Below are 13,722 nucleotides of genomic sequence, written 5' to 3'. Positions count from 1 at the left end.
CTCACCCGCCGGGGGTGGACCGCCCAGCGCGCTCACCCGCTCACCCGGCAGTCCGGTCAGCCGGCAGTCCCGGTCAGCCCGGAGGCGCGGGGGACGATGGGGACATGGGGGGCGCCGAGCGGCGCATGGTCGCCTGCCCCGCCGAACTGATCTCGGTCGCCGGATACGAGCAGTCGAGCGTGCCGTCGCCGTGGAGCACGAGGTCCAGCCAGGTGGCGGCGAAGCACAACGCCCCGACCCGGGTGAGACGTTCCTCGAGCCGGACCGAGGCGCCGGACACCCCCCGCAGCACGAGCTCGCCGGCGCATCCACTCTCCGGGTAGGCACTCGTGCCGATCACCTCGCCGATCCGGCCGCCCCGCAGCACCAGCTCGGCGTTGAAGTGCACGAACGCCTGCGTCACCGATCCGCTCCAACTGCCGATCATGCCCGGGGGCAGCGCCTCGCCAGCCTCGGCGCCCGGTTGCGACCCGACCCCCGCCGGATCCCGCGTGGCGACCGTCGGCGGCGAGGCACGACGCCGGTCGCCGTCGCCGCCGTCGTCCGCGCCGAACAGCTGGTACGCCCCGGCGGCCACGGCGGCGAGCAGCACCAGGAGGATCATCGCCCCGGCCATCAGCCGGGGTGCCCGCCACGACCGGACCCACCCGACCGCGCCGGGGGGCCGCGCCGTCCCTGGCCAGGCCGGCGGGAACGGCACGGGTCGCGACCCGTGCCGGCGCCGGATCACCGCGTCCGGCGCCGGGGACGGCGGCAATGACGCGGCCGGGGATGCCGGAGATGCCGGAGATACCGGGGATACCAGGGATGCCGGGGATACCAGGGATGCCGGGGCGGAATCGGCTGGGTGGGACGCGGCCCAGGTCAGCAACGCCTGCGCTCCCTCCGCGCGCAGCCGGCTCGCCGGGTTCTTGGCCAGCAGCCCGGCGATCGCTGCCGACAGCCTGCCGCCCCGGAGGAAGGGTGGCGGATCGGCGTGCAGCACGGCGCCGATAGTGGTGGGCAGCGTGTCGCGCTGGAACGGTGAGACCCCCTCGACGGCAAAGTAGAGGGTGGCGCCGAGGGCGAACAGGTCGCCGGCCAGGGTCGCGGGGCCGCCGAGGAGGCGTTCGGGCGCCATGTAAGCGGGCGTCCCGCCGCTGCCGATGCCGCCGGTGAGGGTCGGGTCGGCGGCGTGGGTGGCGATGCCGAAGTCGGTCAGCAGCACCCGGCCGTCGTCGGCCAGCAGGATGTTCGATGGTTTGACGTCCCGGTGCAGCACGCCCATCCGCTGACCCGCGACCAGGGCGTCGAGGACCGCGAGCCCGACCTGGATGGCACGCTCGGGCGGCAGGGGACCGTCCCGGTTGACCGTCGTGGCGAGTGTGCCGGCCCGGACCAGCTCCATCACGATCCACGGCAGGCCGTCGTGTTCCACGGCGTCATGGACGGTGACCACGTGTGGGTTCCCCCGCAGCCGGGCGGCGTTGCGGGCCTCGCGCATCGCCGTCTCCACTCCGGCGGCACGCTCGTCGTCGTCGAGGTCGGCGGAGACCCGGATCTCCTTGATCGCCACCTCGACCCGGAGCACGTCGTCGTGGGCCCGCCACACGGTGCCCATCCCACCGGAGCCAATCCGTTCGACGAGCCGGTACCGCCCGGCGACGAGCGGGCCGATGCCGACACCATCCACAGTCACAGGGGCATCCTCGGCGACGGCGCAACGGCTGCGGGAGCGGGGGCGGGGCGCGCGTGCGCCGACGGTCGCCGCCGGCGGCGACCGTCGGCCGGGGCCGGGGCCGGGGCCGGGCTAGGATGCGCCCCGAAGCTTGGCGAGCGCCTCGGCGAGGATCGCCTCGCCGTCCTTTTCGTTCCGTCGTTCCCGCACGTAGGCGAGATGGGTCTTGTACGGCTCGGTGCGCGGCGGGGCCGGGGTGTTGTCCCGATCCCGTCCCGCCGGAAAACCACAGCTCGGACAATCCCACGTGTCGGGGATCGCCGCGTCCGCGGCGAACGACGGTCTCGTCTCGTGCGCGTTAGCGCACCAGAAGGAGATACGTTGCCGGGGCGCGGTCTCGCCCCGTTCCGCCTCTCCCATCGGTCCTGCCCCGACCCGGCTCCCCCGGATGGCGTTGCCACCTGCCACGGCCCGCGTGCTCCTTCGTCTCGTCCCATGGGTGGTAGCACGGAAACCGTGCCTGCCGATTTCGCTGCCTCGAGTGCCGCGAAACCTCGTACCCGGTTTCGTAAACCTGACGTTCCCGGCGCTTTTCCCCAGATGTTCCTCCGGGTACGTCCTGGAGGGAGTGTAGGCCGCGAGAGCCACCCATGGATGCACCGGCCACCCCCGCCTGGTTACCCCTGGCGTTACCCCCGGTGGGAGGAGCGTGTTCAGGTCGGCTGTCATCCGGACCCCAGCGAGACCGCGGTCGGATCGGCGGTGCCGATCGACGGCACGATCGTGAACGCGGTGACGTTCGTGCTGTGGAACTGCGGGGTGTGCACGACGGCCAGCGGGATCACCGCGACCTGCTCGACCAGCGTGTGCTCCAGGTCGGCCCAGTTGCTCGCGGCGGTCGCCTCGCTGGTGGCCCGCAGCGCCGTGGCGAGCAGATGCAGGGCGCCCGGATCCCGGTAGCCGCCGTCGGCCGGCCTGGGGCCGGCCCACGTCTCGTCCAGCAACGGCTGGAAGACGGTGCGGCCCGCGTCGCCGTACCAGTCCGGGGCGATAGTAGTGAGCGCCAGGTCCCAGAACTGCCCGGTCGGGTGGACGGCTGCCGCACGGTAGCGCTCGCCGGTCCGGATCCGGATGTCGAGGCGGATACCGGAACGGGCGAAGGCGGTCCGCAGTGCTTCGGCGGCCGCCACGTCGGTGGCGCTGTCCGTGGTGAGCAGGGACAGCGCCGTGACGGGTCCGCCGGGGGTATGGCTCAGCGCCTCCCGGCAACGGGCCGCGTCGCCGAGTCCCGCCGGGCTCGGGAAGGGATCCGCGTCGGTGTAGCCGGTCATCGTCTCCTGCAGCAACCCGGTGGCGGCAGCGGCGAACTCGGGGCCGCCGAGCGCCGCCGCGAGGCTCACCCGGTCGATGCAGTAGGGCAGCGCCCGGCGGACCGACAGCTCACGCAGCGCGGCCGCGGAGGGCCCATTGAATCCGACGGTGAGCGCCAGGGTGACCCCGACCCCGTCGACCACGAGACGGGGGTCGTTCGCCCTGGCGAGCTCCACGGCCCGGCTGTCGGGTATCTTCCCGTCGAGCGACATGTCCGCGTCGCCGCTCTCCAGCTCCTGCTGCATGGCCTCCGGACTCAGGCCGTCGAAGATCGTTATATGGTCGGGCAGGGCGCGGCGGATCCCGTCCGAGGACGCGCTCCACGATGGGCTGCGCGACAGCCGGTACCCCTCGCCGGGGGCGACCGTGAACCGGTACGGCCCGGCCGAGACCAGGTTGTGCAGGTACTCCAGCGAGTCCGGCGGGTAGGCCAGGGCCTCCAGCGGCACCGGGGAGGCCGCCGGCAGCGCCAGCACGTCCACGAAGTCGTTCACCGGGGCCAGTAGGTGGAACGCGAGCGTGTCGTCGCCGACGATCTCGATGCCCTCCACGGTGCTGCTCTCGACGAAGGCCGCGGCGTCGGCGACCGGGGTCGCCGCCAGCTGGGCACAGAACTCCCGGAATCCGACGATGGTCGCCGTGAAGTAGCCGCGCAGCGGTGACGGGTTCGGGGGCGTGCACAGTCGCTTGATGCCGCGGGCGACGTCGTTGGCGGTGATCCGGCGCTGGTTGGGGGTGTCCCAGCGCGCCGCGGGACGCAGCCGCACCGTGTAGACCAGCCCGTTCTCGGTGACGACCGGCGCGCCGACGGCGAGGTCCGGCCGCGGGATGGTCGACTTCGTCGTGTCCTCGTCGGAGGGATAGCTGTACAGCTGGCGGGTCACGAGCCGGCTGACCGCCCGCTCGCCGGGCTGGTCGGCCCAGCCCGGATCGCCACTGGGCATCCACTGGGTGACGATCCGCAGCGTGCCGCCCGGCTTGCCGGACGGAGGGGGCGTGGTGGTCGTCGCCGGGGTGGGACTGGCAGCGAGCTCACGCGATCCGTCCCCCGAGCCACCGCTGCAGGCGGTCACCGTGGCAGCCAGGACCGTGGCGAGCAGGATCGTGGCGAGCACGGACACGAGGCGAGGCAGCCGGCCTCCACGGCCGCGACCACTCCCGCGGCCGGGACCAGGGCGCGGGCCGAACTGGGCGTTCAATTCTTCAGCAGCAGACCGAGACCGACGATGCAGGTGAACCAGATGATCCCAACAGCGATGGTCAACCGGTCGAGGTTCTTCTCCACGACCGAGGACCCACCCAGCGACGAGGACACGCCGCCGCCGAACAGGGTGGACAGCCCGCCTCCCTTGGCTCGGTGCAACAGCACAAGCATGATCATCAGAATACTCGCGACAATCAGGGCGATCGACAGACCGATCGTCATCTAGACCAGCTCCCGCTCCTCGGGGAAGTGGCAGGCCGCTCGGTGCCCAGGCCGAACCTCCGACAAGGGCGGTTCCACCGTCCTACACACCTCCTCGGCCTTCCAGCAACGTGGGTGGAACCGGCACGCCTTGAGGGGATCGGGCGGGCCGGACACGTCGCCACGCAACAGTATCCGCTCTCACCGACAGTGCTTCGCCTGGTCCGGTGGTCCGGCACCGGGACGGCCGGCGGCAGGGCGAGTGCGCGGTAGGCGAGTGTACGGACGCGTCCGCCGTCAGGCCGGCGGCCCGCTGCGCACGATGCCGACGAACTCCTCGGCGACCAGGCTCGCCCCGCCGACCAGCCCGCCGTCCACGTCCGGCATGGTGAACAGCTCGCCGGCGTTCGCTGCCTTCACCGAGCCGCCGTAGAGGACACGGATCCCCGCGGCGATCTCATCGCCGTACTGACTGGCCAGCTGGCCGCGGACCGCCGCGCACATGTCCTGGGCGTCCTGCGCGGAGGCGGTGCGGCCAGTGCCGATCGCCCACACCGGCTCGTAGGCGATGACGATCGTCGCGGCCTGCTCGGCGGTGATGCCAGCCAGCGACCGCTCGAGCTGACGCAGCACGTGCTCGACCTGGGTGCCGGCGGCCCGGATCTCCTCGGGCTCCCCCACGCACAGGATAGGGGTGAGCCCCACGGAGAAGGCCGCCTTCGCCTTGGCCGCCACCAGCGCGTCGTCCTCGTGGTGGTCGGCCCGGCGCTCGGAGTGCCCGACGACGACGTAGTCGCAGCCGAGCTTGGCCAGCATCGCCCCGCTGATGTCACCGGTGTGCGCACCCGACGCGTAGGGGGAGAGGTCCTGCCCGCCGTAGGCGATGGCGAGCTTGTCCCCGTCCACCAGGGTCTGCACGCTGCGCAGATCGGTGAACGGCGGGAGAACGACGACCTCGACGGTCTCCAGCTCGGCGGGCTTGAGATCGAAGGCGATCTTCTGCACCAGCGCGATCGCCTCGAGGTGATTGAGGTTCATCTTCCAGTTGCCGGCTACCAGCGTCCGTCGGCCGGTGCCCTTGACGCCGGCGGCGCCCTTTGAACCGGCAGCGCCCTTCACCGACCTGTCCTTGCCCACGCCGTCCTCGTCCTTCCCGGATCCCCTGTTCTTCCCGGATCCCCTGTCGGAACCTCGCTCAGATCTTCCCCGGCCCAGCAGGGCCATCAGCCGGCCCCGGCCCCGGAGGTCCCGCGGACGCCGGACGTCCCGCGGAGGCCGGACGTCCCGCGGAAATCAGACATCGAGGGCCGCGAGCCCGGGCAGCGTCTTGCCCTCCAGGTATTCCAGGCTCGCGCCGCCGCCGGTCGAGATGTGACTGAAGGCATCCTCCGGGATGCCGAGCGTGCGGACCGCCGCGGCGGAGTCGCCGCCACCCACGACGGAGAACCCCTTGCCGGCGGCGACCGCCTCGGCCACCCCCCGGGTGCCCGCGGCGAACGGCGCGAGCTCGAACACGCCCATCGGCCCGTTCCAGAAGACCGTGGCCGCTCCGGCCAGCCGCGCGGCGAACAGCTCCGTCGACGCCGGGCCGATGTCGAGCCCGAGCCAGCCGGCGGGGATGGCGTCAGCCGCGACGACGGCGGTGTCCGCGTCGGCGGCGAACCTGTCCGCGACGACGACGTCGGTCGGCAGCACGATCCGCTCCCCGCCCTCGGCGAGCAGCTCCTTGCACGTTTCGATCATCTCGGTCTCCAGCAGCGACCCGCCGACCCCGTGACCGAGCGCCGCCAGGAAGGTGAAGCACATCCCCCCGCCGACGAGCAACGCGTCGACCTTGGGCAGCAGCGCGCGGATCACGCCGAGCTTGTCGGACACCTTGGACCCGCCGAGCACGACACTGTAGGGACGCGCCGGGTCGCTGCTGAGCCGGCGGAGCACTTCCAGCTCGGTAAGCACGAGCCGACCCGCGGCGTGCGGCAGCCGCTTCGGGACGTCGGCGACGCTGGCATGGGCCCGGTGGACCGCGCCGAAGGCGTCCCCGACGTAGAACTCGGCGAGCGCCGACAGCTCGTCGGCGAAAGCCGCGCGGATCGCCGCGTCCTTGCTGGTCTCCCCGGCGGCGAAGCGCAGGTTCTCCAGCAGGGCCACCTCGCCGTCCCCGAGTCCGGCGACCACCTCGCGGGCATGCGCACCGGCGATGTCACCGCTGCCGTCGCCGGCGAACGCCACCGGCCGGCCCAGCAGCTCGGCGAGCCGACCCGCCACCGGCTCCAAGGAGTACTTCGGGTCCGGTTCGCCCTTCGGCCGGCCCAGGTGCGAGCTCACGACCACCCGGGCGCCCCGGTCCAGCAGCGCGGAGATGGTCGGGACGCTGGCGCGGACCCGGCCGTCGTCGGTGATGCGCGGGGTGTCACCGGAACGATCCAGCGGCACGTTCAGGTCACTGCGGACCAGCACTCGGTGCCCGGCGACCTGCAGGTCGTCGATCGTCCTCACGCTTCGTTACTCCATTGGGGAGAGAAATTGTCGAGGAAGAGCCGGAGAGGATCCTCTCCGGCCCGGTCGGGAGGAACGGCCGGGGAGGACCGGCGCCGCCCGACGGGTTTCGCCTGCCGGCGGCGCGCGGGCCCAGCGGCGCGCGGCGACCAGCGGCGCGCGGGCCTAGAGACGCGCGGCGACCAGCGCGGTCAGGTCGACCAGCCGGTTGGAGTAGCCCCACTCGTTGTCGTACCAGCCGACGACCTTCACCTGATTGCCGGCGGACATCGTCAGCAGCGAGTCAAACGTGCAGGACGCCGGGGTGTTGACGATGTCAGAGGAGACGATCGGGTCCTCGGTGTAGACAAGGTAGCCCTTCAGCGGGCCCTCCGCCGCCGCTTTGAACGCCGCGTTGACCTCTTCCTTGCTGGCCTTCTTGTCCAGGGTGGCCACCAGGTCGGTGACCGAGCCGTCGAGGACCGGCACCCGCATCGCCAGTCCGTCGAGCTTGCCCTTGAGGTGGGGCAGGACCAGCGCGGTGGCCTTCGCCGCACCCGTGGTGGTCGGGATGATGTTCTGCGCCGCAGCCCGCGCCCGCCGCAGGTCCGAGTGCGGGAAGTCCAGGATGACCTGGTCGTTGGTGTAGGCGTGGATGGTGGTCATCAGCCCCTGGCTGATACCGAAGGCCTCGTCGAGCACCTTCGCCATCGGCGCGACGCAGTTCGTCGTGCAGGATGCGTTGGACAGGATGTGGTGCCTGGCCGGGTCGTAGGCGTCGTCGTTCACGCCTATCACCACAGTGATGTCCTCGTCCTTGGCCGGCGCCGAGATGATGACCTTCTTGGCACCCGCCTGCAGGTGCTTGCCCGCATCCGCCGCCTTGGTGAAGCGGCCGGTGGACTCGATGACGACGTCCACGCCCAGATCGGCCCAGGGCAGCGCCGCCGGGTCGCGCTCGGCCAGCACCTTGATCACGGTATCACCGACGCGGATACCCTCGTCAACGACACCGACCGCAGCGGAAAGCGTACCCAGCGTGGTGTCGTACTTGAGCAGATGCGCGAGAGTCTTGTTGTCGGTCAGGTCGTTGACCGCGACGATCTCGAGATCGTTCCGGTTGCTCGCCGCGAGCGCCCGCCAGAAGTTACGACCGATTCGCCCGAAGCCGTTGACACCCACCCGCGTAGCCACGTCCAGGACTCCCTACCGTCTTGTCTCGTCGTTTCGATAGTCACGCCGTCGTTCCATCGCGACGTCGTCGTTCGGTTGTGACGTTCTCGTTCGTGTGGCGCTGTCGTTCGTGTGGCGCTGTCGAGGCAGGAGCCTAACGAGTTTGCACATCATCGGCGGGAATCCGAACCGTGCGATGTTGGTCTCCTCACACGGTGCGGGCACGCCCCACCCGGAAACTACATCCCATCACATGGCTGCGCTGCCGCACCGCCGGTGCGCCTCCGCGCAGGGCCGGGGGCCGGCAGATCCCGTGGACCCGCGCTGACGCCGGCCGAACCGCCCAGGCGGGCGCCCCACAGGGCGGGTCCCACCCCGAAGAGCCCCGAAGAGCCATCCGATCCCGATGGTGCTACTGGGCCAGTAGTCCACTTGCGGGTATGACTTGCAGGTATGAAATGTCTGGGCCTGACCTGGGCCGCTGTTGCTCAGGCGTTCTCAAGGAGATCCGGGGAGACGCTCGCCTCGGTGTTGGGGATACCGAGCGCGTTGGCCCTCTTGTCGGCGAGCGCCAGCAGCCGGCGGATCCGGCCGGCGACCGCATCCTTGGTCAGCGGCGGGTCCGCGAGCGCGCCCAGCTCCTCCAGGGAGGCCTGCGCGTGCTCGATGCGCAACCGGCCGGCCGCCAGCAGGTGCTCCGGGGCGTCGTCGCCGAGGATGCGCATCGCGGCCTGCACCCGGGCGCCGGCGGCCACCGCGGCCCGGGCGGAGCGGCGCAGGTTGGCGTCGTCGAAGTTCGCCAGCCGGTTGGCGGTCGCCCGGACCTCCCGGCGCATCCGCCGTTCCTCCCAGGCGAGCAGGCTGTCGTGCGCACCGATCCTGGTCAGCAGCGCGCCGATCGCGTCGCCGTCGCGGATGACGACGCGATCGACGCCGCGCACGTCCCGGCTTTTGGCCTGGACCCCCAGCCGACGCGCCGCGCCGACCAGGGCGAGCGCGGCCTCTGGACCAGGCGAGGTCACCTCCAGCGAGCAGGACCGACCCGGCTCGGTCAGCGAACCGTGGGCGAGGAACGCGCCCCGCCAGGCCGCCGCGGCGTCACAGGCGGAGCCCGTGACCACCTGCGGCGGCAGCCCGCGCACCGGACGGCCACGCTGGTCGAGCAGGCCGGTGGACCGCGCGAGCTGCTCGCCGTCTCGCTCGACGCGCACGATGTAGCGCACCGAGCGGCGCAGCCCACCGGCGGCCAGCACGGCCACCGTCGAGGGGAAGCCGAAGACCTCGGCGACCTCACGACGCAACCGGCGGGCGGTCGCGCCAGTATCGAGTTCCGCCTCGACCACGATGCGACCACCGACGATGTGCAGCCCCCCACCGAAGCGCAGCAGGGCCGCCATCTCGGCCCGCCGGCAACAGGGCTTCGCGACCCGCAGCCGGCTCAGTTCGTCCTTGACGGTGGCCGTCATCGCCGCCACACCGATCACTCCTTGGCTTCACCGGATGGGGTCCGGCGGACCGGTCCGCCGGACGATGAGTACTGCGTGACCGGCCGCCGGGACGCGGGCGTCGGGCAGGTCGCCTCCGGGAGTCCCGCGAACACCGCACGGAAGGCCGCGGCGAGCCGGACCGGATCGTGCACGGGCGCGCCGGGGATCCGCACCGGCGCCAGATGGAGCCGGGCACCGACGTCCGCCGCCGCCCGGGCGAGCAGATCGGGGTCGGGCACGGCGGTCGGATCGGCGATCACCACGTCCAGCCGCAGGCCGGGAACGTGCCGGCCGAGGGAGTGGAGATGGGCCTGGGGGGTGTATCCCTCGGTCTCCCCCGGCTGGGCGGTCAGGTTCAACACCATCACCCGGTTCGCCCGGGACGTCGCGATCGCCCGGTTCATCTCAGGAACCAGCAGATGCGGCAGCATGCTCGTGTAGTGCGATCCCGGTCCAAGGATGATCCAGTCGGCCGCGCCCGCCGCGGTCACCGCCTCCGGACAGGCCGGCGGTGCCGCCGGCGACAGCCGGACACCCGCGACCCGTCCACCGGTCGTGGCCACCGCGGCCTGCCCGCGCACCTCGACCTCGGCGGTGGGCGCCGCCGGATCCAGCCCCACGACGTCGGCGACGATATCGATGCCCCTGGTCGACAGCGGCAGCACCCGCCCCCGCACGCCGAGGAGGGTGGCGGCCAAGTCGAGCGCGGCCACCGGTGATCCGGTGCGCTCGGCGAGCGCGGTCAGCACGAGGTTGCCGACCGCGTGCCCGGCGAGCGGCCCGTCGCCGCCGAACCGGTGCTGGAACACGTCCGCCCAGGTGGTCGACCATCCGTCCGGTCCGGCCAGCGCGGCCAGGGCCATTCGCAGATCGCCCATGGGGAGCGCGCCGAGCTCCGCGCGCAGCCGCCCGGAGGATCCACCGTCGTCACCGACGGTCACCACGGCGGTAAGCGCCGAGGTGATCTGCCGGAGCGCGGCGAGCGAGGCGGCGAGCCCGTGGCCGCCGCCGAAGGCGACGACCGCCGGTGCCCGGTCCGGACCGTCGGAGCGCGCGGCTACGCCCTTGAGGTTCACGGATGGTTCACTCCCGTCCCAGGTCACGGTGCACCACCCGGACTCCCACGCCGCCCGCGGCGAGCCGGATGCCGAGCTGCTCGGCGATCGCGACGCTACGGTGCTTGCCGCCGGTGCACCCGACGGCCAGCGTGAGATACCGCTTGCCCTCACGGGCGTAACCCTCGCCGACCAGGCGGAGCAGCGCCGAGTACTGGTCGAGGAAGTCCTGCGCTCCCGGCTGGGCCAGCACATAGTCGCGCACCTGCGGATCGCGGCCGGTGAACGGGCGCAGCGCCTCCACCCAGTGCGGGTTGGGCAGGAACCGGCAGTCGGCGACGAGATCCGCATCCAGCGGAAGTCCGTACTTGTACCCGAACGACACCACCGTGGCGTTGAGCCGGTTGGCGTTCGGCTGCCCGAACGCGGCGTCGATCTTCGACCGCAACTCGTGGACGTTCAGGTCGGTGGTGTCGAGGACCAGGTCGGCCTCGCCGCGCAGCTCGGCGAGCAGAATCCGTTCCCGGCCGATGCCGTCGACCACCCGCTCGTCGCGCTGCAGCGGATGCGGCCGGCGGACGTGCTCGAACCGGCGGATCAGCGCGTCGTCGCTGGCCTCGAGGAACAGCATCCGGGGATGCATGCCCCGCGCGTCGAGCGCCGCGATCGCGGCGCGCAGGTCAGAGAAAAACGGCCGGCCCCGCACGTCCACCACGACGGCGATGCGGCTGATTGCCCCACCGGAACGACGGCCCAGCTCAGCCATGGTGGACAGCAGCTCCGGGGGAAGGTTGTCGACGACGAACCAGCCCAGGTCCTCCAGACACTTCGCCGCGGTGCTGCGCCCGGCGCCGGACAGCCCGGTGATGATCGCCAGATCCAGGGTCGGGGTGGTCATGAGACGGTCTCCGTGTCGAGAATCTCTCCGGTGCGCGGGTCGACGACGGGGGCGGGCGCGTCGGCGCGGCCCGGCGCCGACCGGGCCAGCGCGGTGACGATCGCCGCCGCCGTCCGCGGGCCGATGCCGGACACCTGCGCGATCTGCTCGGCACTCGCCGCCCGTATCTTCGCCACCGAACCGAAGTGGCGCAGCAGGGCCTTGCGCCGGGTGTCACCCAGGCCGGGGACCTCGTCGAGGGCGGAGGCCACCATGGCCGTGGACCGCTTCTGCCGGTGGTAGGCGATGGCGAAGCGGTGCGCCTCGTCGCGCACCCGTTGCAGCAGGTAGAGCGCCTCGGACGTCCGCGGGAGGATGACCGGGTCCGCGGTGTCCGGCAGCCAGACCTCCTCCAGCCGCTTCGCCAGCCCGCACAGCGCCACCCCGCCGGGGCCGGCGTCGATGCCGAGCTCGTCGAGCGCCCGGGCCGCCGCAGCCACCTGGGGCGCCCCGCCGTCCACCACGACGAGGTTCGGCGGGTAGGCGAACCGGCGCGGCCGCCCGGTCCCCGGATCGATCGGCTGCGCGGCACCCGGCGCGCCGGCGATGTCGCCAAGCTCGGCGATGTCGGCGATGTCGGCGATGCGGGACCGCTCGGCGAGGTAGCGCGAGAACCTCCGGTGGATGGTTTCGTACATGCTCGCCACGTCGTCCCCGGCACCCTCCCGGCCGGCACCCTCCCGGCCGGCGATGCCGCGGATCGCGAACCTGCGGTACTCGGACTTGCGCGGCAGGCCGTCCTCGAACACGACCATGCTCGCCACGACGTTCGTGCCCTGGGTGTTCGAGACGTCGAAGCACTCGATGCGCAGCGGCGCGTCGGGCAGCTCCAGGGCCTCCTGAAGCTCGGCGAGGGCACGGCTGCGGGCGGTGAGGTCACTGGCCCGCTTCGTCCGGTGCAGCGCGAACGCCTGCTTGGCGTTGCGCTCCACCGTTTCGAGCAGGGTGCGCTTGTCCCCACGGCGGGGCACGCGGACCTCGACGCGGCTACCCCGGGCCGCGCCGAGCAGTTCGGTGACCGCCTCGACATCGGGCGGCAGGGCGGGCACCAGGATCTCGCGGGGGATGCCTTCCCCCTGGGATCCCGCGGTGGTCGTGGGCACCGTCGAACCGGCGGTCCCGGTCGAGGCCGCTCCCGTGCCGTCGAGGTACTCCTGGGTGAGGAACTGCTCGACGAGGTCCGCGGTCGTGACCTCGTCGAGCTTGTCGACGACCCAGCCCCGCTGGCCGCGTACCCGCCCGCCACGCACGTAGAACACCGCGACGGCGGCCTCCAGCTCGTCCTCGGCGAAGGCGATGACGTCGGCGTCGGTGCCGTCGGGCAGGACCACGGCCTGCTTCTCAACCGCACGGCGCAGGGCGCCGATGTCGTCGCGCAGCCGCGCGGCGCGTTCGTACTCCTGGGCCTGCGCCGCCTGCTGCATCTCCCGTTCGAGCCGACGCAGGTAACGGCCCGTCTGCCCGGACATGAAGTCGCAGAAGTCCTCGACTATCTCCCGATGGGTGGCCGCGTCGACCCGTCCCACGCAGGGTGCCGAGCACCGGTCGATGTACCCGAGCAGGCACGGCCGTCCGACCTGCGCGGCCCGTTTGAAGACCCCGCCCGAGCATGTGCGGGCGGGGAAGACCCGCAGGAGCAGATCGAGGGTCTCCCGGATGGCCCAGGCATGCGCGTACGGGCCGAAGTACCGGACGCCCTTGCGCTTGGGTCCCCGCATGACCTGCAGGCGCGGGAACTCCTCGTGGAGGGTCACGGCGAGACTCGGGTAGCTCTTGTCGTCGCGGTAGCGGACGTTGAAGCGCGGGTCGAACTGCTTGATCCACGTGTACTCGAGCTGGAGGGCCTCGACCTCGGTCGAGACGACGGTCCAGTCGACCGAGCTCGCCGAGGAGACCATGTGCTGCGTACGCGGATGGAGGGTGTGCAACTCGGCGAAGTAGTTGGCCAGCCGGGCCCGCAGGTTCTTGGCCTTGCCGACATAGAGCACGCGACCGTGCTCGTCACGGAAACGATAGACACCGGGTGTCTCGGGGATCGAGCCCGGCGCGGGCCGGTAGGACGCCGGATCAGCCATGAACCGAGCCTACGGCGACCTTCATCCCGAGCAAGCAGCACCTGCACGTAACCATTTCATCACGCATAGCGCGCGGGCTTGGCGGCG

General features: G+C 72.0%; 11 protein-coding genes and 1 pseudogene. All 12 read right to left on the bottom strand.

What is annotated here, in order from left to right:
• Positions 1-73 precede the first annotated feature (73 nt).
• Positions 74-1,678 carry a serine/threonine-protein kinase gene (locus FRANCCI3_RS08255; RefSeq protein ID WP_011436082.1) on the bottom strand — a complete coding sequence of 535 codons (1,605 nt, stop codon included), beginning with the start codon at positions 1,676-1,678 and terminating at the stop codon, positions 74-76.
• Between the two features lie 111 nt (positions 1,679-1,789).
• On the bottom strand, positions 1,790-2,125 hold the full coding sequence (locus FRANCCI3_RS08250; protein ID WP_011436081.1) for an RNA polymerase-binding protein RbpA: 336 nt from the start codon (positions 2,123-2,125) through the stop codon (positions 1,790-1,792).
• Between the two features lie 257 nt (positions 2,126-2,382).
• The gene (locus FRANCCI3_RS08245) at positions 2,383-4,149 is read right to left on the bottom strand and encodes an ABC transporter substrate-binding protein (protein WP_011436080.1); all 1,767 of its coding nucleotides are present in this window, start codon (positions 4,147-4,149) and stop codon (positions 2,383-2,385) included.
• Positions 4,150-4,223: 74 nt separating this feature from the next.
• A complete protein-coding gene (secG, locus tag FRANCCI3_RS08240; RefSeq protein ID WP_011436079.1) occupies positions 4,224-4,454 on the bottom strand; it encodes a preprotein translocase subunit SecG in 231 nt (76 codons plus the stop codon).
• Positions 4,455-4,693 (bottom strand): annotated as a pseudogene (locus tag FRANCCI3_RS24295) (oligopeptide/dipeptide ABC transporter ATP-binding protein); the annotation flags it as partial.
• A 37-nt stretch (positions 4,694-4,730) separates the two neighbouring features.
• Entirely contained in the window at positions 4,731-5,657 is a 927-nt protein-coding gene (tpiA, locus tag FRANCCI3_RS08235; RefSeq protein ID WP_011436078.1) for a triose-phosphate isomerase, read from the bottom strand.
• Between the two features lie 69 nt (positions 5,658-5,726).
• Positions 5,727-6,929: a phosphoglycerate kinase gene (gene pgk / locus FRANCCI3_RS08230; protein WP_011436077.1), complete on the bottom strand. Its 1,203-nt coding sequence runs from the start codon at positions 6,927-6,929 to the stop codon at positions 5,727-5,729.
• Positions 6,930-7,094: 165 nt separating this feature from the next.
• Positions 7,095-8,102, bottom strand: coding sequence for a type I glyceraldehyde-3-phosphate dehydrogenase (gene gap, locus FRANCCI3_RS08225; RefSeq protein WP_011436076.1), 1,008 nt, complete (start codon positions 8,100-8,102; stop codon positions 7,095-7,097).
• 467 nt (positions 8,103-8,569) lie between these two features.
• Positions 8,570-9,547, bottom strand: coding sequence for a DNA-binding protein WhiA (gene whiA / locus FRANCCI3_RS08220; RefSeq protein ID WP_076804536.1), 978 nt, complete (start codon positions 9,545-9,547; stop codon positions 8,570-8,572).
• 14 nt (positions 9,548-9,561) lie between these two features.
• Positions 9,562-10,644 carry a gluconeogenesis factor YvcK family protein gene (yvcK, locus tag FRANCCI3_RS08215; RefSeq protein ID WP_011436074.1) on the bottom strand — a complete coding sequence of 361 codons (1,083 nt, stop codon included), beginning with the start codon at positions 10,642-10,644 and terminating at the stop codon, positions 9,562-9,564.
• 7 nt (positions 10,645-10,651) lie between these two features.
• Positions 10,652-11,521: an RNase adapter RapZ gene (rapZ, locus tag FRANCCI3_RS08210; protein ID WP_011436073.1), complete on the bottom strand. Its 870-nt coding sequence runs from the start codon at positions 11,519-11,521 to the stop codon at positions 10,652-10,654.
• Positions 11,518-13,635, bottom strand: coding sequence for an excinuclease ABC subunit UvrC (gene uvrC / locus FRANCCI3_RS08205; protein WP_011436072.1), 2,118 nt, complete (start codon positions 13,633-13,635; stop codon positions 11,518-11,520). Before uvrC ends, rapZ begins: the two co-directional genes overlap by 4 nt.
• Positions 13,636-13,722: the final 87 nt, after the last annotated feature.

This window comes from Frankia casuarinae (assembly GCF_000013345.1).
In the GTDB taxonomy this organism is placed as follows: domain Bacteria; phylum Actinomycetota; class Actinomycetes; order Frankiales; family Frankiaceae; genus Frankia; species Frankia casuarinae.
This window is presented reverse-complemented; position numbering and strand designations above follow the sequence as displayed.

Excerpts from the sequence above, each read along its gene's own strand:
- secG (WP_011436079.1), bottom strand. The coding sequence starts at position 4,454 with ATGACGATCGGTCTGTCGATCGCCCTGATTGTCGCGAGTATTCTGATG.
- tpiA (WP_011436078.1), bottom strand. The coding sequence starts at position 5,657 with ATGGCCCTGCTGGGCCGGGGAAGATCTGAGCGAGGTTCCGACAGGGGA.
- whiA (WP_076804536.1), bottom strand. The coding sequence starts at position 9,547 with ATGACGGCCACCGTCAAGGACGAACTGAGCCGGCTGCGGGTCGCGAAG.
- rapZ (WP_011436073.1), bottom strand. The coding sequence starts at position 11,521 with ATGACCACCCCGACCCTGGATCTGGCGATCATCACCGGGCTGTCCGGC.
- uvrC (WP_011436072.1), bottom strand. The coding sequence starts at position 13,635 with ATGGCTGATCCGGCGTCCTACCGGCCCGCGCCGGGCTCGATCCCCGAG.